The sequence below is a fragment of the Clostridium sediminicola genome, assembly GCF_050402865.1.
In the GTDB taxonomy this organism is placed as follows: Bacteria; Bacillota; Clostridia; order Clostridiales; family Clostridiaceae; genus Clostridium_AF; species Clostridium_AF sediminicola.
The window spans coordinates 43,208-67,796 of the sequence record NZ_BAABMF010000015.1; the positions used below are offsets into that span (position 1 = coordinate 43,208).

General features: G+C 28.9%; 21 protein-coding genes, 1 pseudogene and 1 riboswitch. Of the genes and pseudogenes, 20 read left to right on the plus strand and 2 right to left on the minus strand.

Annotated elements, in window-relative coordinates; translation table 11 throughout:
• The first annotated feature begins 15 nt into the window (after nucleotides 1–15).
• The 4 genes from ACQ3F0_RS19665 to ACQ3F0_RS19680 all read left to right on the plus strand — a co-directional run bounded on the left by ACQ3F0_RS19665 (nucleotide 16) and on the right by ACQ3F0_RS19680 (nucleotide 4,532).
• Nucleotides 16–414, plus strand: a complete 399-nt coding sequence (locus ACQ3F0_RS19665; RefSeq protein ID WP_428867375.1) for a PEP-utilizing enzyme — start codon at nucleotides 16–18, stop codon at nucleotides 412–414.
• A gap of 65 nt (nucleotides 415–479) precedes the next feature.
• Nucleotides 480–1,040, plus strand: a complete 561-nt coding sequence (locus ACQ3F0_RS19670; protein WP_428867376.1) for a hypothetical protein — start codon at nucleotides 480–482, stop codon at nucleotides 1,038–1,040.
• Nucleotides 1,041–1,263: 223 nt separating this feature from the next.
• Nucleotides 1,264–2,382 (plus strand): J domain-containing protein, encoded by a 1,119-nt coding sequence (locus ACQ3F0_RS19675; protein ID WP_428867377.1) that lies wholly within the window; start codon nucleotides 1,264–1,266, stop codon nucleotides 2,380–2,382.
• A 29-nt stretch (nucleotides 2,383–2,411) separates the two neighbouring features.
• Nucleotides 2,412–4,532, plus strand: a complete 2,121-nt coding sequence (locus tag ACQ3F0_RS19680; protein ID WP_428867379.1) for an amino acid permease — start codon at nucleotides 2,412–2,414, stop codon at nucleotides 4,530–4,532.
• Nucleotides 4,533–4,592: 60 nt separating this feature from the next.
• Here the strand turns inward: ACQ3F0_RS19680 and ACQ3F0_RS19685 are convergent, their stop codons facing one another.
• Nucleotides 4,593–5,321, minus strand: a complete 729-nt coding sequence (locus ACQ3F0_RS19685) for a YczE/YyaS/YitT family protein (protein ID WP_428867380.1) — start codon at nucleotides 5,319–5,321, stop codon at nucleotides 4,593–4,595.
• Nucleotides 5,322–5,608: 287 nt separating this feature from the next.
• On the opposite strand from ACQ3F0_RS19685, the pseudogene ACQ3F0_RS19690 reads away from it, so the two are divergent.
• From ACQ3F0_RS19690 to ACQ3F0_RS19715, 6 genes and pseudogenes are all read left to right on the plus strand, one after another.
• Nucleotides 5,609–5,767, plus strand: a pseudogene (locus ACQ3F0_RS19690) (ATP-binding cassette domain-containing protein); the annotation flags it as partial.
• Nucleotides 5,768–5,858: 91 nt separating this feature from the next.
• Nucleotides 5,859–5,987, plus strand: a complete 129-nt coding sequence (locus ACQ3F0_RS19695) for a hypothetical protein (RefSeq protein ID WP_428867382.1) — start codon at nucleotides 5,859–5,861, stop codon at nucleotides 5,985–5,987.
• A 242-nt stretch (nucleotides 5,988–6,229) separates the two neighbouring features.
• On the plus strand, nucleotides 6,230–7,045 hold the full coding sequence (modA, locus tag ACQ3F0_RS19700; protein WP_428867384.1) for a molybdate ABC transporter substrate-binding protein: 816 nt from the start codon (nucleotides 6,230–6,232) through the stop codon (nucleotides 7,043–7,045).
• A 17-nt stretch (nucleotides 7,046–7,062) separates the two neighbouring features.
• The gene (locus ACQ3F0_RS19705) at nucleotides 7,063–7,860 is read left to right on the plus strand and encodes an ABC transporter permease (protein ID WP_428867386.1); all 798 of its coding nucleotides are present in this window, start codon (nucleotides 7,063–7,065) and stop codon (nucleotides 7,858–7,860) included.
• A gap of 29 nt (nucleotides 7,861–7,889) precedes the next feature.
• Complete coding sequence (locus tag ACQ3F0_RS19710) at nucleotides 7,890–8,588, plus strand: ATP-binding cassette domain-containing protein (RefSeq protein ID WP_428867388.1); 699 nt, start codon at nucleotides 7,890–7,892, stop codon at nucleotides 8,586–8,588.
• A gap of 16 nt (nucleotides 8,589–8,604) precedes the next feature.
• Nucleotides 8,605–9,333 carry a Rossmann-like domain-containing protein gene (locus ACQ3F0_RS19715; RefSeq protein ID WP_428867389.1) on the plus strand — a complete coding sequence of 243 codons (729 nt, stop codon included), beginning with the start codon at nucleotides 8,605–8,607 and terminating at the stop codon, nucleotides 9,331–9,333.
• A gap of 73 nt (nucleotides 9,334–9,406) precedes the next feature.
• Here ACQ3F0_RS19715 and ACQ3F0_RS19720 read toward each other — a convergent pair whose 3' ends face one another.
• On the minus strand, nucleotides 9,407–9,733 hold the full coding sequence (locus tag ACQ3F0_RS19720) for a winged helix-turn-helix domain-containing protein (protein WP_428867390.1): 327 nt from the start codon (nucleotides 9,731–9,733) through the stop codon (nucleotides 9,407–9,409).
• Between the two features lie 492 nt (nucleotides 9,734–10,225).
• Here ACQ3F0_RS19720 and ACQ3F0_RS19725 point away from each other — a divergent pair, with 492 nt between their 5' ends.
• The 10 genes from ACQ3F0_RS19725 to ACQ3F0_RS19770 all read left to right on the plus strand — a co-directional run bounded on the left by ACQ3F0_RS19725 (nucleotide 10,226) and on the right by ACQ3F0_RS19770 (nucleotide 24,464).
• Entirely contained in the window at nucleotides 10,226–11,917 is a 1,692-nt protein-coding gene (locus ACQ3F0_RS19725) for a sensor histidine kinase (protein WP_428867392.1), read from the plus strand.
• A 165-nt stretch (nucleotides 11,918–12,082) separates the two neighbouring features.
• The gene (locus ACQ3F0_RS19730; RefSeq protein ID WP_428867394.1) at nucleotides 12,083–13,039 is read left to right on the plus strand and encodes a hypothetical protein; all 957 of its coding nucleotides are present in this window, start codon (nucleotides 12,083–12,085) and stop codon (nucleotides 13,037–13,039) included.
• A 51-nt stretch (nucleotides 13,040–13,090) separates the two neighbouring features.
• Nucleotides 13,091–13,306 carry a DUF5050 domain-containing protein gene (locus tag ACQ3F0_RS19735; protein ID WP_428867396.1) on the plus strand — a complete coding sequence of 72 codons (216 nt, stop codon included), beginning with the start codon at nucleotides 13,091–13,093 and terminating at the stop codon, nucleotides 13,304–13,306.
• Between the two features lie 118 nt (nucleotides 13,307–13,424).
• Nucleotides 13,425–14,120, plus strand: a complete 696-nt coding sequence (locus ACQ3F0_RS19740; protein WP_428867398.1) for a response regulator transcription factor — start codon at nucleotides 13,425–13,427, stop codon at nucleotides 14,118–14,120.
• Nucleotides 14,110–15,582: a sensor histidine kinase gene (locus ACQ3F0_RS19745; RefSeq protein ID WP_428867400.1), complete on the plus strand. Its 1,473-nt coding sequence runs from the start codon at nucleotides 14,110–14,112 to the stop codon at nucleotides 15,580–15,582. Before ACQ3F0_RS19740 ends, ACQ3F0_RS19745 begins: the two co-directional genes overlap by 11 nt.
• A 62-nt stretch (nucleotides 15,583–15,644) precedes the next feature.
• A complete protein-coding gene (locus ACQ3F0_RS19750; protein WP_428867402.1) occupies nucleotides 15,645–16,790 on the plus strand; it encodes a TolB family protein in 1,146 nt (381 codons plus the stop codon).
• 146 nt (nucleotides 16,791–16,936) lie between these two features.
• Nucleotides 16,937–17,500: a hypothetical protein gene (locus ACQ3F0_RS19755; RefSeq protein ID WP_428867404.1), complete on the plus strand. Its 564-nt coding sequence runs from the start codon at nucleotides 16,937–16,939 to the stop codon at nucleotides 17,498–17,500.
• Nucleotides 17,501–17,720: 220 nt separating this feature from the next.
• A riboswitch (SAM riboswitch) is annotated at nucleotides 17,721–17,823 on the plus strand.
• Nucleotides 17,824–17,947: 124 nt separating this feature from the next.
• Entirely contained in the window at nucleotides 17,948–18,814 is an 867-nt protein-coding gene (metF, locus tag ACQ3F0_RS19760) for a methylenetetrahydrofolate reductase [NAD(P)H] (RefSeq protein ID WP_428867405.1), read from the plus strand.
• Between the two features lie 98 nt (nucleotides 18,815–18,912).
• Nucleotides 18,913–21,270 carry a homocysteine S-methyltransferase family protein gene (locus tag ACQ3F0_RS19765; protein ID WP_428867406.1) on the plus strand — a complete coding sequence of 786 codons (2,358 nt, stop codon included), beginning with the start codon at nucleotides 18,913–18,915 and terminating at the stop codon, nucleotides 21,268–21,270.
• Between the two features lie 365 nt (nucleotides 21,271–21,635).
• Nucleotides 21,636–24,464: a methyl-accepting chemotaxis protein gene (locus tag ACQ3F0_RS19770; protein WP_428867408.1), complete on the plus strand. Its 2,829-nt coding sequence runs from the start codon at nucleotides 21,636–21,638 to the stop codon at nucleotides 24,462–24,464.
• Nucleotides 24,465–24,589: the final 125 nt, after the last annotated feature.

The window sequence follows — 24,589 nt, forward strand, 5'->3', positions numbered from 1 at the left end:
AATTACAGGAGAGAAATGAAAAGAACGAGTATTCCTAGGCTGGTTCTTAACACAGGAGAAACTTTTTATTCTGCTCAAAAGATAGATCCAAATAGTAGAGTTATTGAAGGAATTCCATTGTCTCCTGGAGTTTATGATGTAAAAGTGAGAATTGTACAAGATCCTCTTAAATCAAATCTTAGAGAAGGCGAAATAATGGTTACAGAAAGTACAAATCCTGGATGGACCCCATTATTTGCTATTGCTAAAGGACTTATAATGGAGTATGGTGGACCTGTTAGTCATGGCGGTATAGTAGCTAGAGAATATAGCATTCCTGCAGTAGTAGGTATAAATTCTGCTCTAGGTATTTTAAAAGATGGACAGAAAGTTAGAATTAACGGTGAAAGTGGAGTTATTGAAATATTAGATTGAAAAACAATTAACATAGTCATTTTAAGTGAATAAAATACTATATAACCAATGTTAACAGGTATTCTATGGGTAAAAAAAAGAATTGTCAAATTCAAAACAAAAATATTGAGCCTTGTAGTGCAGTTTTGGGGAATACAGATCCTTTTATAATAAAAAATTGTTTGATTTATAATAATCAGAATAGATTATACTTGTTTTTAAGAACAACACCAGGAGAAAATTGTAGCAACGATGTATTATTGAATACAAATATTGAGATTTCTGCTTCAAATTTTTTAATAGGATTATACTTGACAAAGATAGAAAAAAAACTTATAAAATATGATAAGAATTTAAAAATTCACTCAGATAGAAATATAAATAATTTTATACACAGAATGATTCAAAGTAATAATAAGATAAAATTTAAGAGTAATACTTTCTTAAATGCTGTAGTTTCAAATGGAAATGCAATCCAGCCATTGATTAATTTTTCAATTCAAATTAGCAACTTAGCCTATGTAGTTGTACTTACTTTGTTTATTGTAGAGAAGAATCCAGCTTTATTTTATGGAAGTAATAATTTTGCTTTTAATAATAGAATAAATAGATTTTTAGCTTCGCAGAATATTTTTATTCAGTTTTAATAGAAGGATCTTTTTTAAAACATTTCTGAGAACTCAAATTAGAGTTCTCAGAAATGTTTTTTAAGTTAATATTAAAAAATTAATCAAATTCTATAATAATATCAATATTATTATAGAAAAAGTTTTTTTTTATTTTAGAAAATAATGCTATAATAAAACAAAAATAACTATGCTTTTAAATAACTATAATTTTATGAATACATATAGAAAGAGGATTTGATTAATGATAAATGAATGGGAAGACTATTATAAAATATTACAGGTTCATTTTATGGCGGAGCCAGAAATTATAAAAAGTGCATATATTAAATTATCAAAAAAATATCACCCAGATGTTAATAAATCTTATGGCGCTCAAAAAGCTATGCAAAAGATTAACGAAGCTTATGAAACCTTAAGCGACCCTAAAACACGAACTCAGTATTTAATTAAATGGATGAGTAAATACAATGCCTTAAATAGCACAAAAAAAAGTTGTAGCCAAATTCACCAACTGGATTTTGCTGCTGAACCTTGTAAAAGAGTATTATTGTCTTACTTAAGTTTTATATCTAAAGGAAATTATGATATGGCTTATGATTTGCTATCAGAAATAGATAAAAAAAGTGTATCTAAAAAAGTTTTTATTAAATGGCAGTCACTTGTAGCTGAAATATATAAATTGAAAAGCTTTGAATGTAGACTTAAGAATATTTTTAAAGATGTAACTATTAACAACAATTCTTTTCAAATTGTTGTTGAACTACAGGCTGAAGTGATCGAAGAAAATCTTATTATGGGTAGGGTTGAAAAAGATTCATTCTCTAAAAGTCTTGTATTTGAAAACAATGAATGGAATATTTTTTTAGGCTATACCAATATAAAATCAATTATACAAAAGTTTAATAAACTGGCAAGTTTGAAAAAAATCAAAGATGATGATAATAAACCATTCAAAATGAAATCCCTCATAGAATGGAATAGTAGATTTCAAAGTAAAAATGAATTTATTAAAATATGTGAAAATGAACAATTAAGGCATAATAGATATGGGAATAAATTTTCTATAGTTCAATGCTGTCTTTCAATAAATCAAAATGAATACAAGATCAAAAGGAATATTATTAATTATACAATAGAAATACTTAGTAATAATACTAGAAACCTAGATGTAATTAGCAAGTGGAAAGAAAATGGAATTTTAATATTACTTCCTGAAACAGATGAAAGTTCTGCATATATAGTAGCTAATAAACTAAAACGTATATTGAAGGAAGAAATTAATGAGTACGATTTTGATTTTTTTGCAATCGAGCAAAAAAGCTTGTCTTTTCAAGAACTAATTAAAAAATTACCTAAATGATAATAAATATTTGAAAAAGGAGAAATATTATGGCAAAAGATAAAGGATTAAGAACCATAGAAGGTGTATATATTCCAACCTTATTAACTGTATTAGGTGTAATCTTATACCTTAGACTTGGGTGGATAGTTGGAAATTCGGGATTGATGGGAGCTTTGGCAATAATAGGAATTGCACATTTGATTACTATTGCCACGACTTTATCTATGTCATCAATGCTTACAAATATTAAAATAGGTGCAGGAGGGGCATATTCGATTATATCTCAATCTTTGGGATTGGAAATGGGTGGAGCTATAGGAATTCCACTATATTTTTCACAAGCTATTTCAGTAGCTTTTTATATTACTGGATTTACTGAATTGTGGGGAACTTTTTTTCCGAATCATTCTACTCTATTAATTGCATTTATCGCATGGATTATTTTGGCAGGATTATCTATGTATAGTACTGAATTTGCTTTTAAAGTGCAATATTTTATATTTGCTATAGTTATAATTTCCTTGATTTCTTTTGTGTTTGGTAATGCTTCAAGTAACTCAAATTTACAATTGGTAGGTTCTTTTGGTGAAGCGAGCTTTTGGCAGACTTTTGCAATATTTTTTCCGGCAGTTACGGGTATACTTACAGGAGCAACTATGTCAGGTGAACTTCAAAATCCACGAAGCAGCATTATTAAAGGTACATTAGGAGCGGTAATAACAGGTCTTTTTATATACATATTGGTTGCCTATTTATTTGTTATAAAAGCGCCAATAAATGCTTTGTTAGATGATAGTATGATAATACTTAATTTGAGTTTTTCAAAAACTGCTGTTGTTGCAGGAATAATGGGAGCAGTGTTATCTTCAGCCTTATCTACACTTGTAAGTGCACCAAGAACATTGTCAGCTATCGCAGAAAATAGAAGCACACCTTTTTATAGTTTTTTTGCTAAAAAAACAAGTAAAGGAGAACCTAAAAATGCAATTGTTTTTTCATCCTTATTATCGTTAGTGGTACTTTTTTTTGGTAATTTAGATGGATTAGCAACTTTACTTACTTTATTTTTTCTAACTACATATGCAATGATTAACCTTGTTGTATTTATAGAAAAAATTCTTGGTATTGTAAGTTTTAGACCAAGTTTCTCAGTATCAATTATAGTTCCTATAATAGGATTTAGTGGTTGTTTATTTAGTATGCTTTTAATAAATAAATTTTTTACTGTAATTACTATTCTGATAATGACAATAATATATTATAATTTAAAAAAGAGGAATATAAGCTCATCTTGGGGAGATGTTAGAGGTGGTATTTTTATGGCATTAGCAGAATGGGCAGCACAAAAATCCATGTCAATGCCATATCATCCAAAGCTTTGGAAGCCATCGTTAATTGCACCAGTAGAGTATCCAGAGGATTTTAAAAGAATTACAGATTTTATTAGAAGTTTAATATATGATTCTGGTAGATTATATTATTTAACAATAAATGAAAACAACGATAATATTAATTCTATTAATTTGAGAAATGAAGTTTTAAAGCCTTTGAGAGAAGAAAAACTTTTTGCTCAAGAAATTGTTATAAATGGAGGAGAATTTCATAAGGAATTACCAATTGTATTACAAAGTTTATCAAGTATATTCTTATCTCCAAATATTATTCTATTTACTTTAAGTTATGATAAAGAAAAACAAAAAAAGCTCGAAGAAATATTTAAAAGTAGAAATTACACAAAAATGGGGTTGATGTGTCTGCATATTGACTCGAAATTTAGCTTTGGACAAAAAAGAAATATAAATTTGTGGCTTAGAGATAAGAGTCCTAATAATAATTTAGCAGTTTTGAGTGCTATACAATTGAGTAAAAATTGGAATTCGAATTTAACATTATGTAGAATTGTTCAGGACCAATCTGAAATTGAGGAAGAACAGGAACATTTAAGTAAATTTATTGAAGATGGAAGACTACCTCTAAATACTAAGGTTATGGTTCTAAAGGGTGAATTTGATGAAGTTATTAAATCAATTCATACTGATTTACATATAATGGGAATGCCTATATATGAAAATCATATTGAAATTGAGAATATGGTTAAAATAACTAATTTAGTATCTGCTAGTGTAGTTTTTGTTAGTGATTCTGGGTTAGAAAATGCTTTAGTTTAAGCTATTCATTGTTATAAAAGCGTGCTCAATTTTGAGCACACTTTTTAAAACAAAAGATTGTTATTTTTTTATACTAAAAAGCATTTTATATGTATCACTTAATGTTTCATGTTGGATTACTGTTGTATCAAACTTAAGTAACTTAAAGGTTGTCTGAACACAAAAACCTATTGTTAAAGCTGATACTATTGTTCCAAGACCAACCATGCCGCCCAGTCTCCAGCCACAAAGTACTGCTAAAAGCTCAATTGATCCACGGCAAATACCGATAGGCAGTCTTGTTTTTCTTGTAAGTGCAATCATCAAACTGTCCCGTGGACCTGCCCCAAAGGCAGATCCGATGTAAAAGTATGAGGCAAAAGCAATTACAAACAATCCTAAATTTAACATTATAATGCCCCAGAAGAAATTGTTGGCCACTGGTAATATATTAAATACCAAAATTAAATCGAGAAATATTCCAATAAGAAACATATTTAAAATTGTACCAAGTCCTAATTTTTCTCCAAGTAATACAGTAATTATTACAATTAGTAAACCTGTTAAAATTGTAGCAGTTCCGATGCTTACTCCTACTGTTTTTGAAAATCCAACATGGAAAACTTCCCATGGTGCGTATCCAATATGTGCATTTAGTATAATGACGATTCCTAATGCATAAAGAAAAAGTCCAAAAATTAAGCGTAGTAGACGGAAATAATACTGTTTTATAATAACCCCCCCCTCATATAATATATAAATAGTAGTTTTTCTGTATATTGTATGACTTAAAAACAAATGATAAGACAAGTGTATGACATACGTTGGTTAAAAGAAAAGCATAAGTAAAATCGGTGTATATACTGTATTTCCCTTTATTATACTCGTATTAATAGTTAAGTCAATAGAATATTGTTTGTCATACATTTTAAAATGCAGGTAAAAATTAATACGGAATATTATACCCACCACAGCTCACATCACCTGTAATGTAGTAATATTATTTAGTATTATTAATACACAAAAAGTAAGTTAGACTGAATTACTTTTTGTAACATTACCATAGTGTGGTTAAAACACAAGAGAGGAGAAAAGTAATGAAGAATTTTATTGAACTGAAAAATGTTAAGAAAACTTATTCTATGGGAGAAATATAGGTAAAAGCAGTAGATGACGTCTCATTTTCAATAGATAAGGGTGAATTTGTTGTGGTTATAGGCGCCAGCGGTGCAGGGAAAACTACAATAATTAATCTTTTTAGAAAGAGTAACATTTATTTGGAAAAGACTAAGTTTTACAAAAAAAGTTACCGCAAGAAATATATTTAGATATAAGCAGAGATTTTTTATGACTATAATAGGAATTGCCACATGCACTGGTTTAATGATAACAGGTTTTGGTATAAAATCAGGAATAGTGGGGGCTACAGATAGTCAATTTACCAATATATATAGATATGATATGAAATCAACATAAACGGTAAAATAATGATAGTTAAAATAGCTGCAATAACAGAGCATTATGTTCAACATTTTATTTATATGAGCTCACAGTATTATAAAAAGAGGACAGGTGATGATATTATATTTTTCTTTAATTGGATACTATTTACATTGTTCAAATTAAATGGTATAATGTTGTCGAAATAGAATCTGATTTTATTTTTTTTGATATGGTTATATTTTTAAAAACATAACGATTTCTAGGAGGGATTCTTTATGAAAAAATATAGAAAAAATATGTGTTATTTTTTTATATTAATGTTGTTAGTTGGTATTAGTGGATGTGGGACAAAGAGTGTGAATAATAAAGTTGAGGACAAGGTAGTTAATATAGACACAAAAGGAGAAGAACCAACTTTATTAGTATATTGTGGTGCAGGCTTAAAAAAACCAATGAATGAAATTGCAAATATTTTCGGAGATACTCATAAAGTCAAAGTAGAGTACATATTAGGAGGTTCAGCTCAACTACTTTCACAAATAGAATTAAGCAAAAAAGGAGATATACTTATTGTGGGCTCTGAGGATTCATATAATGTAGCTATAGATAAAGGTTTAGTTTTGCCAAGCCAATTAGTAGCTTATCATATTCCCATAATTGGTGTTCCAAAAGGCAATCCTGCTAATATTAAAAGCTTAAAAGACATGACAAAACCAGGAATTAAAGTGATTTTAGGTGATGAAAAGGCTAATGCCATTGGTAAGGCAGCGCAAAGAATAATAAAAAAATCTGGACTAGATAGCATAAATGATAATGTTGTAGCAAAAACTGCAACCGTTAATGAATTAGGAGTCCATTTAAAGATGAGTGACGCAGATGTTGCCATTATTACTAAAGACTTAGCAACGCAGATAGAAGAAATTGAAACAATTGAAATACCTAAGGAAGTAAATTCTGTTGAAACTATTCCTATAGGAGCATTAAAGAATTCGAAAAATATAAATTTGGCAAATGAGTTTGTAACTTTTGTATCTTCAGCTGAAGGAAAATTAATATTCGAAAAATATGGATTTCCACCAGTATCAAATTAAAGAAAGCAGCTGATTTTATGAAAAAAAGAAAGATAGAAGTAGTATTCTTTTTCATAATTATAATGTTTTTAACTATTGTAACTTTATTTAGCTTTACTCCTATTGCATTGATTGTTTTAAGAGGATTGAAACACATGAAGACTGCTATACAAAATAAAGAAATCATTATGTCTATAAGCCTAAGCTTTAAAACATCTTTTTTTTCCACATTAATTTGTTGTTTTTTTTCAATACCTACAGCGTATGGGTTATCAAGATACAACTTTCCACTGAAAAGATGTATCTTATTATTAGTCTATTTACCCATGTCATTACCTCACATGGTGTCTGGGATTGCTTTGTTATTATTTTTTTCTAACACTTTGTTTGGTGAACTATTATCCAAATATGGTTTGGATTTCGTTTTTTCAGTTAAAGGAATTGTAATAGCACAAGTTTTTGTTAATATGCCATATATGATAAAAATGTTAAAAAACACTTTTGATGAAATGAATTTCAAAATGGAGTTTATTGCAAGAACACTTGGATGTAATATACTACAATCTTTTTATTATATAACATTGCCTTTATGCAAGAAAGGATTAATATCAACTATTGTGATTATTTGGTCAAGAGGCCTTGGAGAATTTGGTGCAGTACTTATGCTAGCTGGTGCAACGCGTTTTAAAACAGAAACAATGCCAATTGCTATATTTTTAAATATTTCTACAGGAGATTTAGATTTAGCAATTGCAACAGCAACAATTCTAATTATTATATCCATGATACCTTATGTATTGTTTGAAACAGTAGAAAAAAAATTAAAATTTAAATAATGGTTAAACCCAATAATGAGGTTATATAAATGTTAAATATTAATAATTTATATTTACAATTAGGAGAATTTCAATTAAAAAATATTCATCTAGATATTAAGGATGAAGAATATTTTGTATTATTAGGCCCTAGTGGTGCCGGAAAGACTGTTATGCTAGAAATAATAGCGGGATTATATAAAAAAACAAAAGGACAAGTATTATTTAATAGTTCCGATTTATTAAAACTTCCCCCAGAAGAACGGGAAATTGGTTTTGTATATCAACGATATGAATTGTTTCCTCACATGACTGTAAAAGATAATATTATCTTTGGTATGAGAATTAAAAAGATAAATAAAAAAATAATAGAAAGAGAATTAAGTAAACTAGTTCATCTGCTAGGAATAGAGCATCTATTAAAAAGATATCCTGTAAATTTGAGTGGGGGAGAGCAGCAAAGAGTTGCTTTGGCTAGAGCTTTGATTATATCACCTAAAATTCTGCTTTTAGATGAGCCTTTAAGTGCATTAGATCAGTTAAATAAAGAATCGCTAAAAAAAGAATTGAAAAAAATTCATAAAAATTTTAAAACCACAATAATTCATGTTACTCACGATTTAGATGAAGCCTTGTTTTTAGCAGATAAGATAGGAATCATGCTTAATGGTGAATTGCTACAAGTTAAGGAAAAAGATGAATTTCTTGAAAAACCAAAATCTTATTTACTTGATAAATTTGTTATATAAAAGAGGAGAGATATTAATGGAATTTTATTTAGCATTAAAGGATAAATTTTATGATTTAGTTAAAAATAATAATTTAGAAAATGCAACTATTATGATTGAAACAAAATCACTGAAACCTATTGAAGCTATTGGAACTACAGAAAGAACAGATTATCCTATACTAACTGGAAAAGAAGTTCTTATGAATGCTTATTTTGAAGGTTGTGTGGGTCAAGCTTTTACAAATGAACCAAGTAGTTTTAAAGGGACTATTAAGGATGTTATAAATTTAGAACTAAATAACAATAAAAATAGAGCCATATTTATAGCAGTCTTAAATGCTACATTAAAATATTTAGGCTTAATAGAGAAAACAATTCATTGTAAAAATGAGTCTCCAGAAATATGTGCTGAAAAATATGCGATGCATATAAAGGAGGCTTATGGTGATGTGAAAATAGGATTAGTTGGATTTCAACCAGCTATCTTGGATCGTCTAAGAAAAGATTTTGATATAAGGGCATTAGATTTAGATAAAAATAATATTGGAAAAGAAAAGTATAATGTTACTATTGAAGACGGAGAAAAAGATTTTAAGGATGTGTTGGATTGGGCTGATATTATACTAGTTACAGGTAGTACTATTGTAAACGGTACTGTAACAAATTTTATGAATTTAAATAAGGATGTCATATTTTATGGTACTACAATAGCTGGTGTTGCATATTTAGAGAAAATGAATAGATTGTGCTTTTGTGCAGAATAAGGCATGTTCAAATAAGAAGGTGAAAATACTGTAGATAAATTTGTGTTAAAAAATTTATCTACAGTATAAAAAATCAAAAGTATTTTTTATAAATTTTTTCCAGAGTTTTCTGGGCTTCAAACTCAAAATTATTAAATTTCTTCATAAGATCTTTAGCTTCTTTAGTAAGTGTAGAGCCACCACCTGAAACACCGCCAATCTGTTTTTCCAAAACAGTAAACCCAAGAACATCTTCCATCTTAGAAATAAGATTCCATGCCTTACTATAAGACATATTCATAGCTATTGCAGCTTTTCTTAAGGAACCAAGTTCTTCTACTTTCACCAAAAGGGATCTAGGACCTTTTCCAAATATCTTTGATTCATTATCTTTTATCCAAACTTTCCAACCAAGTTCCATTATTCTAAGTCCTTTCTACGCTCTTCTATATTTTAACCATATAATAATTATAGTTTGATTATATAGTAATTACAAATAAAATAATAGGATTACTCGAGGTATATTTGAGAAACTAGTCACGGCTATAACTTAACTCTACCTTGATATTTCAAAGCTTTAATATTTAGTAATCTAAATCTATAATTCTATTTTCAATAATGTTAATGAATTCTGGTTATATCATTCATCTACTGTAATTTTATACACTGCTTACATTTTTCGGATTAGTAAATTTTACGGGTAGAACAAATTTAATGGAAATATAAATAAAAATATAAAAACAATTAATATTTATCGCAAATTATGGTAATATATATATATATTTCAGTTAAATAATAATTTATACAAGTCCCCAAATCATTAGTACACTGACGTTTTCAACATGTATAAATTAAATATCAAGGTGGAAGCACTATAGATAAACTTTACATAAAATTAAGGAGCGTTTTAATTATGGATAACTTATATAATGGATTTTTTCAAAATAATCATTCTATAATGCTTATAATTGGTTCTGACAATGGAAATATAATCGATGCAAACAGGGCTGCTTGTGATTTTTATCAATATAGTTATGAGGATATGTTGCAGCTACAAATTACTGATTTAAATATAATTTCTGAAGATAAAATGGACTATGAAATAAATCGTTCAATAATTAATAATGAAAATCACTTTTTTTACAAACATAAATTAGCAAATGGAGAAATTCGAGATATAGAAGCGCACTGTGGACCAATAACTCAGAATGGTAAAAGAGTACTCTATGCAATTATTAATGATGTAACTGAACGTGTGAGAGCAGAGAAAAAAAATATTAAATACAAAAATAAGCTAGAAAAGGAAATTGAAGATAGAACAAAAAAACTTCAAGAAATTAATGATAAGCTTAATAAAGAGGTTCTAGAGAACAAGAGAAATATGGAAAAGTTGAGAATTAGCGAAGAGCGATTGAAGTTTGCCTTAGATAGTTCTGGTGATGGGGTATGGGATTGGAATCTGGTAACAGATGAAGTTGTATTTTCTAGATTATGTAAGGAAATGCTAGGATATGAGGAAAGTCAGATAAAAAATGAATTAATTGAATGGAAAAAACGTATACATCCAGATGATTTAGAAAGAAACTTGAAAATCCTTAAAGGATATATAAAAGGAAAAATCCCGGAATATAGAGATGAATACAGGGTTAGAACAAAAAATGGTTCTTATAAATGGATTATGGATAGGGCAAAAATAATTTCGTGGACAGATGAAGGGAAGCCACTTAGATTTATAGGAACCCATACTGATATTACGGATAGAAAGTTGATGGAGAGGCAGTTAAAGGATGCAAAAGAAAAGGCAGAAAAGGCTTTTAAAAACAAAAGCGAGTTTATAGCAAATATGTCACATGAACTTAGAACGCCTCTTAATGTTAATTTATCAGCAATTCAACTTTTTCAATACTACTTGGAGAATGATGGGATTTTAAATAAGAAAAAAATTTCAAAGCATTTGAAATCTATGAGGCAAAGTGGTTTGAGATTGTTAAGATTGGTAAATAATTTAATTGATACAACAAAAGTTGATGCTGGTTTTTATGAGCCACATTTTTATAACTATAATATTGTAAACATTATAGAAAGAATTGCTATTTCAGTGGCTGACTATGCTAATTCGAAAGATATTAATCTAATATTTGATACAGATGCTGAAGAGATAATTACTCAATGTGATGTTGATATGATAGAGAGGATTATGTTAAATATAATTTCCAATGCTATAAAACATACTGAAAGAAAGATTACTATAAATATATATAGTGATGAGAAAAATGTGATTATTACTGTAAATGATGATGGTATGGGGTTGAAAGAAGAGCATAAAGATATAATTTTCCAAAGATATAAACAAGTTTCTAATATCTTTGCTCGCGAGAATGAGGGAACTGGATTAGGACTTGCTCTAACAAAATCCCTTGTAGAAATGCATGGAGGCAGTATTAATGTAGAAAGTGAATATGGCAATGGAGCAGAATTTATAATTAAACTTCCTTTGAAATATAATTGTGATGAAAAGGTGATTTTAAATAATGTTAATTCAGATTCATATGATGAAGAGTTTGTAAAAAAAATGTTTGTTGAGTTTTCAGATATCTATAAATAGAAGTATATAAAAATTTTCTGGAAAATATAACTTTTGGCACATGTAAAAAAAGTATATACCTTATATAATTGAATTAGGCATTTATTTACAAGTATGGATTTTCTATTATATAAAGGTTGGTTACATGAGTTTAATAAAGAATAAAAAGTATATGGAGGAAGGAAAATGAGAGGCTATAAAATTTTAATTGCAATTGCATTAGGAGCTGTTTTATTAATACCATCATTTACTGGATGTAATAAAAACGAAAGAGAGATATCTAAAGAAGAAGGTAAAAAAACATCAGATGTATCAACACAAGAAACAAAAGAAGAAGTACCACCAGTAGCAGATAAAGAACCAAAAGTAACATCTCAAAAAGGAGATATTGTAGATTCTGATAAGTTGTATAACAAAGAGGGAAACTACGAAGTACCAATAATAACTGATTGGATTGGAAAGGTATCTTATGTGATGGATGGAACATCAACGATTATATACCATATAACGAAAGATAAAAATGAACTTGAGCTAAACCCTGAATTACTACACATTGATGTGGCAAATAGTGGAGATAGTTTTGATGGGGAAGTGTTTATGGAAATAGACGGTAAATCTTATTATTATATACCTAGATTTGATTTTCCATATTCAGAAGGAAGTGCTGATGCAATTGAATTTTCAGCATTTTATGATGATATTCAAATAGTATTGCAATCTGTTTGGTTAATAGACGAATCAGCTTGGCAAGATGAAATTAAATCAAAAAATATAGGCACAAAACCAAAAGGAACTGTCGTGGATAATACCACCATACTATTTGGTAGTGGAAATTATACTGTCACTGTTCCAAATAATTGGGTTAGAAAAGTTTCATATAAAGTGTCACAAAATACAATAACTTTTTATCATATTACTATAGACCCAGACGAATATGAGATAAGTCCTGAAATAATGAAAATTGATGTTGCAGATGGTATGCTTTCTGATGGTCCAGAAGTGGCCTATTCTAACGGGGATTATACCTACTATTACACACCAAGATTTGACTTTCCATACAAAGAGGGAAGTGATGATGCAAAGGAATTTACTGCACTGACTGATGACTTGGAAAAGGTATTAGAATCTTGTAAGTATAAATAATAAAGTGATTGAGTTAAAAGTAATTAGTTTTGGAATAATTTAGAACTTATTTTGGAATTATTTAACCATAATGTACAATATTTAAGCATAACAGAAGACAAAAGTATTTATAGAATTAGGTTAGATGGATTAAATAGAAGTAAAGTTAATTCGTATGGTGTTGATAATTTCAATGTATCAGAAGAATGGATTTATTATACAACTAATTTTGATGATAATACTTATAGAATTAAAATTGATGGAACTGGTAGAGAAAAGTTAGATTAATACATTGCCCTCCCCTTAATAATAGGTGAGGGCTTTTTGATTTTCAATTAAATGTAGTATACTGTGATATATAGATTAAGTTTACGTATGATTAGTCGTTAGAAAGGATGATGAGTACATGGAAGAAAAAATTTTAATTGTAGATGATGAAAAAAGTATTGCGGATTTAATTGCATATGCTTTTAGAAGAGAAGGGTATAGTGTTGAAACGGCTTATAATGGAGAAGAAGCATTAAGTAAAATAAAAAATTTTAACCCACATATAATGATTATAGATGTAATGATGCCCAAAATGAGTGGATTTGATGTATGCAGGAAATTAGACAACAGAGAAAATTTAGGGATTGTAATGCTTACTGCAAAAAATGATATTGTAGACAAAGTATTAGGTTTAGAATTAGGGGCTGATGATTATATAACAAAGCCATTTGATATAAGAGAAATAATGGCAAGAGTTAAGTCACTACTTAGAAGATTAAGTAAAAATTCTAATGAATCTGAAGGCACAGATATTCAAATAAAAGATTTAAAAGTTATTCTAAAACAAAGAAAAGTCCTTATTAAAGAACAAGCATTGGAATTGACTCCTAAAGAATTTGACTTGTTTGCTCTTTTAGTATCACATCTAGATAGAGTATATACAAGAGAAGAACTTTTAGATTTAATTTGGGAAATGGATTATATTGGGGGAACTAGAACGGTAGACATTCACATTCAGAGACTTAGAAAAAAACTACAAAAACCCTATGAAAATATAATACAGACAGTATATAGAGTAGGATATAAAGCTATAGGAGAAGTTTATGAAGGTTAGTATAAAGATAAAATTCAGTGTATTCTTAGCACTTCTTTTACTTTTGACAGTGAGTATACTCAGCATATTTGTATTGAGAGGAATACGAAACAATCAACAGAAAGATCATGAAATGTATTTAGCACGACAAACTAAAATTGCAAATACATATATTCATCAGATGTATCTCACAGAATCAATAAAAGAAGGAGAGAAATTTTTACAAGAAAGGTCACAAGAAATTGTATCACAATTAACTTCAATAAATGGAATGCATACTGTGATTTATAATATGAATGGGAAAAAAATAGTCGATTCTATGCCGTATAATGCAAGAATAGATGTTGAAGATATACTTTCCTATGCCCTAAAGGATCAAATAGCATATCAAACTGTAGGAAATTATATAGAATACTGTGCACCGCTCCATAATGTGGACCAAATAGGAGTCATTAAATTTTATTATCCCCTTAAAAAAAGTATTGATTTTTATAATAACATAAAATCCCTTTTTATCAGCATAGGTACGGTTGTATTTATATTTACTTTTATTGTCGCATATTTTTATTTTAATACATTTTCAAAAAGTATTTTTAAACTCAAAAATGATACATTAGATATTAAGAGGGGCGTATATAATAATATTATTCCTCTTAGAAGAAATGATGAACTTGGGGAATTGAGTGAAGGAATTTATTATATGAGCAGTCAAATTGAAAAAAACATTAAAGAAATGGAAGAAGAACAACAGAAATTGAACCTGGCAGTACAAAAATTAAAAGCATTAGAAAAGCAACAGAGAACTTTCATTGGGAATATAACTCATGAATTCAAAACACCTCTTACCGTTATAAAAACATATATGGATCTATTAAATATCTATTCAGACGATCCTAAATTGCTACAAGATGCAAAAGTGAACATCGTAAAAGAGACTCAAAGATTGCATGATATGGTGGAGAAGATTTTACACTTATCCTCATTACAAAAATATGAGTTTGAATTTCAATGTGAAAAAATAGATGTGAAAGAGATACTTGAAGAAATTTGTAGCCGAATGAAAGGAAAAGCCCAGAAGTATAATATTAGCTTAACAACAAGCTTGCAATCCGCTTTTATTCTAGGTGATAAAGAAAACTTAATGCATATTTTTATTAATTTAATAGACAATGCCATAAAATATAATACCCTTGGAGGAAAAATATTTATTAATAGCTATACAAAGGATGAAAAAGTATTTATAGAAGTAGCAGATACAGGAATTGGAATTCCAAAAGAAGCAAGGAATAAGATCTTTGAACCTTTTTATACAGTCCAAAAAAATCCTTCGAGAGATCATGGCGGAACAGGATTAGGTCTTCCTCTTGTAAAAGAATTGATAGAAAAACAAAAAGGAACAATTTCATTATTAGATACAGAAGAAAAAGGAACTACATTTTTAATTTCTTTTCCAATGAAAAGTTTACAGTTCGGAAACAAATAGATATACTTTCGAAAAATCAATATTGTATAGTATATTTATAGAAGATAAGGAGGAATTGAAAAATGAAAAAAAGAAATGTAGTAGTAGGTGCTTTAATAGGTAGTGCTGTAGTAGTTAGCACTTTGGTTGCAACTATTAGCCACGCAGAGGTGGATAACAAGGTAACAATAATAAAAAATACACAAGATATTTTAGCAACTCAAGTTGTTGCATCCAAAATAGATACTTATGAAGGTGTAACAGGATATGATTGGTTCGATGAAAATAAAGTAGTAATCACAAAAGAAAACAAAGAATTAGAACCAATAAAAACTGAGATTGGTGATTTTGAAGTGAAAAATCTTTATTTACAAGATTTAAATTCTAAAGAAGAAAGAAGTATTGGGGATCAATCAAAATTCCAAGATGGAGCAATTTTTTCACCTAATAATAAACATATGTTTTATAGAAATCAATACGAAAAGAATAGTATAGGGTATATTGTAAATTTAAAAAATAATATAGAAGTTAAAATTTCAGATAGTTCTATAGATGAGTATGATTTAAGTGAAGCTCAATGGATTAATGATGAAGAATTAATTATGCCTTGTAGCAGTATTAAAGGTTTTGCTATTGTAAATATTAGTGGAACTATAACAAAAATAAAAGATGTAGAAAGTGGAGTAATGGGAAAGGAAGATCCATTAAATGGACTTAGCATCACAAATCCAATGAAAGTTGGAGATAAAATATATTATATAACCATACATCGGGGAGCAGATGATGATGATAAATTAAACGTTTATGACATTAATACAAAAGAAAAGAAAGAATTGATTAAAGATGAGGTTCAAACTATTAGCCTATCTCCTAATAAAGAACAACTTCTAATGCTTACATCAAATCTTGAGAAAGATGTAAATGAATTGGTATTGATAGATTTAGAAGGAACACAAAGAGAAGTATTAGCTGAAGGATATATATATGGTGCAACTTGGTCTCATGATGGAACAAAGGTATCTTATATATCAAATGGAGAAGGGAATGAAGGGGTTAATGTAGTAGATGTAAAAACAAAGAAAAAATCATTGATTTCTGCTGGAGAATATTATATGCCTGTTGCATGGAGTCCATCTGATAAAAAAATAATGCTTCATAGTAAAAAGTCAAAAAATAATGGAAGATTATTTGATGAAATAGATGTTATGAATGTAATTACTTTAAAATAGCCCATAGGATTTAGATAATATGGTTTAATCTAAAAAATATATAGATTTTATAATTTAAAATTCTTCATAATTCCTTGATATTTTATTAGTAATATTATCTCATAAGATAAATACTTACAAAATAGAAATCAAAGGAGTGTGAAATAATGAATAACTTTAAGAAACTTATAATTCCAGGAACAATTGCATTAAGCGTATTGGGAGCATCAACTGCTTTTGCAGCAGGAGCTACATCTACAAATCTATGGAATGACATTAGTAAAGGAGTTACTATGGAACATAGAGGAAGCCTTAAAGGTGGATTTGAAAACAGAGAAGATAGAGAAGCATTAAGAATTGAAAGACAAGAAACAGAAGGAGAAATAATTAAAAAAGCTGAAGAATTAATTCCTGGTGTTGCTGAAAAAATTGAAACCGTTAGAACAGAAATAAATACAGCACATGATGGTATGAAAGAAAAGATTGATGATATTAAAGAAAAAGTAGAAAGTGGAGAAATCACTAGAGAAGAGTTAAGAGAAAAGCTAGGAAATAAAATGGGTAAATTAGGTCATGGATCTAAAGAAGAAAGAGCTGCAAATCCATGGAGTGAGTTAGAATCAGCTATAGAATCAAAAGATAAAGAGGCTACTCAAACAGCAGTTGAGTCGATCTTAGAACATATGAATGAACATTTGACTTCAATTAACGAAAAACTTGATGCTTTATAATAATAAAACAAATAGTAAAACACCTTATTTTCAAATAATAAAAAATTTGAAGTAAGGTGTTTTATTTAATTTAACAATGTTATTATTTTTGAAAATGTACTTCTATAAGAATCAGTAATATAGAAAATTCGAAAAATATTTCAAAAAATCAAAAGATATTTAAAAAATATTGACATTATGATTTAACAATTATATAATTAAATACATAAAATAAATAAGAATCTTATCAAGAGCGGTGGAGGGACTGGCCCTATGAAACCCAGCAACCAGAAGGAAACTTCGAAGGTGCTAAATCCAGCAGGTTATTACCTGACAGATAAGAATAGAAGCTGTAAATATAGCCTTCTTGCATTATCTGCAAGAAGGCTTTTGCTTTTGAATTAAAAAGGGGGACTAAGATGTTAAAAAAATCATGTTTTGAAATAGTAAATGTTGAAGGAGGTTTATATGCATATAAAGGATTTATATTCTAAGAAAAAACCAGTGATATCATTTGAAATATTTCCACCGAAAAGGGAATGTAATGTTGATACAATATATAATACTGTGGAAGAATTTGCAAATTTAAATCCAGATTATATAAGTGTAACCTATGGGGCCGGTGGAGTAGGAAGTGATAAAACAGTAGAAATTGCATCAATGATAAAAAATAAATATAAAATTGAAGCACTTGCTCATTTAACATGTTTTGGATCAAGTAAAGAAAGAATTGCTTTAAAAATAGAAGAATTAAAAACCAATAACATTGAAAATATTCTTGCTATGAGAGGTGATATTCAAGAAGAAATTATTTTGAAAAGTAATACAAAATATAATTATGCGACAGACTTAATTAAAGATATAAGAAAGTTCGGAGGATTTTCTATAGGTGCGGCGGCATATCCAGAAGGACACATAGAATGTGATGATTTGAGAATTAGTTCAATACATCTTAAACAAAAGGTTGATGCAGGCGCTGATTTTTTAATAACTCAATTATTTTTTGATAATGAACTTTTTTATAAGTTTTTAAATTTAAAAGAAAAGCTTTCCGTAAAAGTACCTATTTCTGCAGGTATAATGCCAATACTTAACAAGAAACAGGTGCAAAAAATGATATTTATGTGTGGCGCATCTTTGCCATCAAAGATTATAAAGATTTTGCATAAATATGAGAGTAATCCTGATAGTTTAAGAAGAGCAGGAATAGAATATGCAGCTGAGCAGGTAATAGATCTTATTGCTAATGGAGTAGATGGAGTGCATATATATACGATGAATCAACCGGAAATAGCAAGAGAAATTCTAAAAAACATACAACCTAAAATTAGATAATACAGTGCAGAGAAAATCAGTTACTACAATAATGAGAACAGAAATGAAAGATATAATGCCAGAAAAAGGTGTTTATTATAGAAGGGATGGAAGTAATTGTGGACTTTAAAAAATATTTAAATGAAAATTTTGTTGTTTTTGATGGAGCAATGGGTACTATGCTTCAAAATTCGGGGTTAAAACTAGGTGATATTCCAGAAATATATAATATTACACACCCTAAAATAATTAGGAATATTCATAAAAGATATATAGAAGCAGGGGCAGATGTTGTTACTACTAATACATTTCAAGCTAATGAATTAAAGCTTGGAGAATGTCCATATAGTCTGGAAGAGGTTATAGAATCAGGAGTAAAATTAGCAAAGGAATCTGGAGCAAAATGGGTAGCTTTAGATATAGGACCTCTTGGACAGCTTATGGAACCTATGGGAACTATTAGTTTTGGAAGGGCATATGAAATTTTTAAAAGACAGATAGTGGCTGGAGTTAAGGCAGGGGCTGATATTATCTTAATTGAAACTATTTCTGATCTTTATGAAGCTAAAGCAGCTGTACTTGCAGCTAAGGAAAATAGTTCATTACCTATATTATGTACAATGACTTTTCAAGAAGATGGCAGAACATTTATAGGTAATGATCCCAAAACTGCAATAATTACTCTTCAGGGGCTTGGAATAGATGGATTTGGAATCAATTGTTCTTTAGGTCCTAAAGAAATTATTCCATTAGTAAATGAGATTCTACAATATTCAAAGGTACCAGTAATGATTCAACCTAATGCAGGTCTTCCTCAAATTAAGGATGAGTGTACAATTTATGATATAAGTCCTAGTGAGTTTGCGAATAATATGAAAATTATGGTGGAAAATGGCGTTAGGATACTTGGAGGATGTTGTGGAACAAGTCCAGAATTTATTATGAAGATAAGCAATATTGTTCATGGTGTGAAGATAATTAAAACGCATCCCAAAGGTGTAACTGCAGTAACTTCTGGCAATAAAACTGTAATTTTAGACGGTAAAAAAACTATAATAGGAGAAAGAATAAATCCAACGGGAAAGAAAAAATTGAAGGAAGCACTAAAAAGTAGAAATATGGAATATATACTTAATGAAGCTATAAATCAAACTAATGCAGGAGCTGATATATTAGATATTAATGTAGGACTTCCTGAAATAAATGAAGTTGAAGTTATAAAAAATGTTATATATGAAGTACAGAGTATTATTAATCTTCCGTTGCAAATAGACAGTGCAAGTTCAAGTGCAATTGAAGCTGCTGTTAGAATTTATAATGGTAAGCCTATAATTAATTCAGTAAATGGTAAAGAAGAGGTCATGGATAGTATATTTCCTATTGTAAAAAAATATGGAGCTTCAATTATAGGGTTAACACTTGATAAAAACGGAATTCCGTCTTCAGCTGAAGAAAGGTTTAGGATTGCTGAAAGAATTGTAAAAAGAGCAAAAGAGTTTGGAATACCTAGGGAGGATATTTTAATCGATTGCCTAGTTCTTACTGCATCTGCTCAGCAATGTGAAGTTATAGAGACTTTAAAGGCAATCAAGCTTGTTAAGGAAAAACTAAAAGTTAAAACTGTGCTAGGGATTAGTAATGTATCTTTTGGTTTGCCAGAGAGGGAGTTGCTAAATAGTACATTTCTAGCAGCTGCATTTGGAGCAGGACTAGATGCTCCCATTTTAAATCCTATGTCTAAGGAGATTATGAATACTGTAAATGCTTTTAAAGTTTTATATAATGAAGATAAAGATGCAAAGAGGTTCATTGAAAACTATGGAGATACAAAAGCTAATAGAGAAGAAAAGGTTAAAGTAAATAAAGACCTGAAGGATATAATAATTGAAGGCAGAAAAGAAGAAGCGGCGCTAATTACTAAGGAGCTTTTAAAAGAGAAAAATCCAATGGAAATTATTAACGAGTATTTTGTGCCTGCTCTTGATGTTGTTGGTGAAAAATTCGATAAGGGCAAAATTTTTCTACCGCAACTTCTTAAATCAGCAGAGACAGTTAAAAGTGCTTTTAAAATTATAAAAGAGCTTGAAATTTATAGTAATGATAAGAAAGTTTCCAAGGGTAAAATAATACTTGCCACTGTAAAAGGAGATATACATGATATTGGAAAAAATATTGTAAAGATGATGCTTGAGAACTATGGATTTGACATAATAGATTTAGGAAAGGATGTTCCTATTGAAGAAGTTGTAAGAGTTGCAAAAGAAAAAAATATAAAGCTTGTTGGATTAAGTGCACTTATGACAACCACAGTTAAGAATATGGAGAAAACAATAAGAGCTTTAAGAGATGAGAAGATTAATTGTAAGGTTATGGTTGGAGGAGCTGTTTTGACTAAAGAGTATGCAGAAATGATAGGTGCAGATTATTATGCAAAAGATGCTAGAGAAAGTGTAAAGATTGCAAATATGTTTTTTTAGTATAAAATACAACAAAATAAATTTTAATAGTTAAACTTTTAAGCATACCTGAAATCGTTAATATGATATCAGGTATTTTTTCAGTTTCAGAAACTATGGTTAATGACATGCAAAGAAAATCATATTGAAATAACAACATTATAATTAAGTTACATAAATATTCAAATACATTTATGTTAATACAAGTTAAGTGTTGGAATTTTAGGTAAAATGTAATATAATTTTTAATATGATAATATTTTGTAAAATTTAATTAAATAATGAATTAAAAAACTTAAAAGGAGAAGCATTATGACATGAACATGACGAAGAGTATTTAAAAAAAATTAAGGACAACAAAGGGAGATTTAAGGGGAGGAAGTAAAATGTTTAATTTTTTCAGAAAAAGTATAGCAAGGAAATTGAGTGTTACCATTGCAATCATAGTGTTTATAATATTTTTAGTAACTGGATTTTTAATATACAACAATACAAGAACTAGGTTAGTAGATGATATAAAAGAACTAATATCATTAAAATCTAATATGGTAGTTAAAGATGTTGCTAGTATATTTGAAGAAGTTAAAATCATATCTAATCAAGCAATATCAAATAGTGAAATATCAGGGTACTTAAAAGACGTTCAAAATAGAGAGGATATTAAAACACATCCATCATTTGAATTTGTTGTGAAAACTCTTAGTAACATTAAACAAAAAAATTTAGAGGATTCAGAAGGTACTATATCTGGTGCTTGGATAGCTAACTATGAAGGAAATTTTTTCTTAGGTGCAGAAGGAGATGTATCTGATGAGAAATACGATGTAAAAACAAGACCGTGGTATTCTATAGCAAACGCTGCAGATGGGGTTGCATTTACATCACCTTATGAATATAATGGCAAATTATCTCTTTCAGGGGTACAAGCAGTAAGGGATAATAATAAAGAAGTTGGAATGGTAAGTATTGAAATATCTTTAGACAGCATTCCAGGGCTTATGGAAGAGCATAAAATAGGCAAAAAGGGTAAAAATATTTTAGTATCTTCAGATGGTACATACATATATACAGATGATAAGAAAAAAGTAATAAAAGAAAAGGCAACTGATGATCCAATTTTAAAGGAATATGTAACAGCAGCATTAAATGGAGGAAGTGATGTCAAAAAGGTAAAGTATAATGGAATCAATTATTATTTAGCCTATGAACCAATAGATATTAATGGTTGGGCAATCATATCTTTAATAAATGAAGCTGAGATGATGGCTCCAATAAAGGGTGCAATTTGGGCATTAATTGTTACATTTGTATTGGGATGTATAGCATTGATTACTTTAAGCTATTTTGCAATATCTAAAAATATTAAACCAATTAGAAATTTAGTGGAAGCTTCTAATAAGATTGCAGTTGGAGATATTGATGTAAGTGTCAAGTCCGCGTCTAAAGATGAAATAGGGGTACTCTCTAATGCTTTTGAAAAAATGGTTGTAAATGTTAAACAATATGCATATGCTATTGAAAAAATAGCTGCTGGAGATCTTTCTATAGAAGTAAAACCTAGTTCTCAAAAAGATGTACTTGGGAATAGCATAAAGTCAGTTGTAGAAACATTGAGAAATCTTATTTATGAAACTGAAACACTGACTCATGCTGCTGTTGAAGGAAAATTTGAAATGCGTGGAAATATTAATAAGTTTAATGGTGGATATAAAGAAATTGTTGAGGGCATTAACGGAACTTTAGATACAGTGGTAGAAAAAATTTATTGGTATGAAGGTATTCTTGATTCAATACCTAACCCAATATCAGTAACTGATTTAGACATGAATTGGACATTTATGAATAAAGCATTAATAAAACACCTTGATGTAAATAGAGAAGATGTAATTGGAAAGCATTGTTCTAATTGGAATGCAGATATATGTAATACTGAAAAGTGTTCGATTGCAAGATTAAAAAATAACTTTGATAAAACTAGATTTGATCAAAATGATAATAACTATATTGCAGCTATGTCTTATTTATACAATAAAGCTGGTGATAAAACTGGTCATGTAGAAGTCGTATTAGATATTACTGAAGAACATAGAAAGAAAAATTATCAAAAAACAGAAGTTGAAAGACTTGCACATAATCTTGATTTACTTTCAGAAGGAAATTTAACTCTTAATTTTAATGTTGCAGAGGCAGATAAATATACTGAAGAAGATAGAGAAAATTTTGTAAAGATAAACGATTCTTTCAAAGCAGCTATAGAGAGTATATCTACTAATGTAGGAGAAGTATCTAAAATACTATCAGAAATATCTGATGGAAATTTAGATGTTGAAACTACTGTAGAATATAAAGGAGATTTTACAGAGATAGAAACTTCTTTAAATAATATAATTAACTCTCTAAATGGAATTTTATTAGACATAAATATTGCTGCAGATCAAGTGGCATCTGGATCAAATCAAGTATCTGATTCAAGTATGTCTTTATCACAAGGAGCAACAGAACAAGCAAGTTCCGTTGAACAACTAACAGCTTCCATCGAAGAAATCGCTTCGCAGATAAAACAAAATGCACAAAATGCACAAAATGCTAAAGAAATTACGGAGGAAGCAAAAGTTAATGCTACATTAGGTAACACAGAAATGGAGAAAATGTTACAATCAATGGCTGAAATTAATAAATCTTCAAATAATATTTCTAAGATTATTAAAGTCATAGATGAAATTGCTTTTCAAACAAATATATTAGCTCTTAATGCAGCAGTAGAGGCAGCAAGAGCAGGAGAACATGGGAAGGGATTTGCAGTAGTTGCCGAGGAAGTAAGAAATCTTGCATCACGTTCAGCTAATGCAGCAAAAGAAACGACAGCATTGATTGAAGGTTCTATTAATAAAGTTCAAGAGGGAACTAAAATTGCTTACAATACAGCAGAGGCTCTTAATAAAATAGTTGAAGGAGCTTCAAAAGCTGCTGATTTAGTAGGAAATATTGCAATAGCGTCTAATGAACAAGCTGTTGGAGTAAATCAAATAAATGGTGGTATAAATCAAATAGCAAATGTTGTACAAACTACTTCAGCAACATCAGAAGAAACGGCTTCTGCTAGTGAAGAACTCTCAAGTCAAGCAGAAATGCTGAAAAATCAAGTGGGGAATTTTATATTAAAAGAAAAAAACAAAACAATCATTAACAAGGAAATTGAAAATTCAAATTATTAAAAATTCTAGATAATTAATTTAAATTCATGTAATTTGTAAAGGAAAGCTAAGTTTTACTCTAGAAAATGAATGTTAAAATTATAAGGTTTTTAACATTCATTTTCTTGAAAGTTAATTACACGATT

What these genes read in the sequence shown, in the direction of transcription:
- modA (WP_428867384.1), top strand. Translation starts at nt 6,230, where the DNA reads ATGAAAAAATATAGAAAAAATATGTGTTATTTTTTTATATTAATGTTG.
- metF (WP_428867405.1), top strand. Translation starts at nt 17,948, where the DNA reads ATGCATATAAAGGATTTATATTCTAAGAAAAAACCAGTGATATCATTT.
- ACQ3F0_RS19695 (WP_428867382.1), top strand. Translation starts at nt 5,859, where the DNA reads ATGACTATAATAGGAATTGCCACATGCACTGGTTTAATGATAACAGGT.
- ACQ3F0_RS19740 (WP_428867398.1), top strand. Translation starts at nt 13,425, where the DNA reads ATGGAAGAAAAAATTTTAATTGTAGATGATGAAAAAAGTATTGCGGAT.
- ACQ3F0_RS19675 (WP_428867377.1), top strand. Translation starts at nt 1,264, where the DNA reads ATGATAAATGAATGGGAAGACTATTATAAAATATTACAGGTTCATTTT.
- ACQ3F0_RS19730 (WP_428867394.1), top strand. Translation starts at nt 12,083, where the DNA reads ATGAGAGGCTATAAAATTTTAATTGCAATTGCATTAGGAGCTGTTTTA.
- ACQ3F0_RS19710 (WP_428867388.1), top strand. Translation starts at nt 7,890, where the DNA reads ATGTTAAATATTAATAATTTATATTTACAATTAGGAGAATTTCAATTA.
- ACQ3F0_RS19745 (WP_428867400.1), top strand. Translation starts at nt 14,110, where the DNA reads ATGAAGGTTAGTATAAAGATAAAATTCAGTGTATTCTTAGCACTTCTT.
- ACQ3F0_RS19665 (WP_428867375.1), top strand. Translation starts at nt 16, where the DNA reads ATGAAAAGAACGAGTATTCCTAGGCTGGTTCTTAACACAGGAGAAACT.
- ACQ3F0_RS19680 (WP_428867379.1), top strand. Translation starts at nt 2,412, where the DNA reads ATGGCAAAAGATAAAGGATTAAGAACCATAGAAGGTGTATATATTCCA.
- ACQ3F0_RS19715 (WP_428867389.1), top strand. Translation starts at nt 8,605, where the DNA reads ATGGAATTTTATTTAGCATTAAAGGATAAATTTTATGATTTAGTTAAA.
- ACQ3F0_RS19705 (WP_428867386.1), top strand. Translation starts at nt 7,063, where the DNA reads ATGAAAAAAAGAAAGATAGAAGTAGTATTCTTTTTCATAATTATAATG.
- ACQ3F0_RS19750 (WP_428867402.1), top strand. Translation starts at nt 15,645, where the DNA reads ATGAAAAAAAGAAATGTAGTAGTAGGTGCTTTAATAGGTAGTGCTGTA.
- ACQ3F0_RS19725 (WP_428867392.1), top strand. Translation starts at nt 10,226, where the DNA reads ATGGATAACTTATATAATGGATTTTTTCAAAATAATCATTCTATAATG.
- ACQ3F0_RS19720 (WP_428867390.1), bottom strand. Translation starts at nt 9,733, where the DNA reads ATGGAACTTGGTTGGAAAGTTTGGATAAAAGATAATGAATCAAAGATA.
- ACQ3F0_RS19770 (WP_428867408.1), top strand. Translation starts at nt 21,636, where the DNA reads ATGTTTAATTTTTTCAGAAAAAGTATAGCAAGGAAATTGAGTGTTACC.
- ACQ3F0_RS19755 (WP_428867404.1), top strand. Translation starts at nt 16,937, where the DNA reads ATGAATAACTTTAAGAAACTTATAATTCCAGGAACAATTGCATTAAGC.
- ACQ3F0_RS19670 (WP_428867376.1), top strand. Translation starts at nt 480, where the DNA reads ATGGGTAAAAAAAAGAATTGTCAAATTCAAAACAAAAATATTGAGCCT.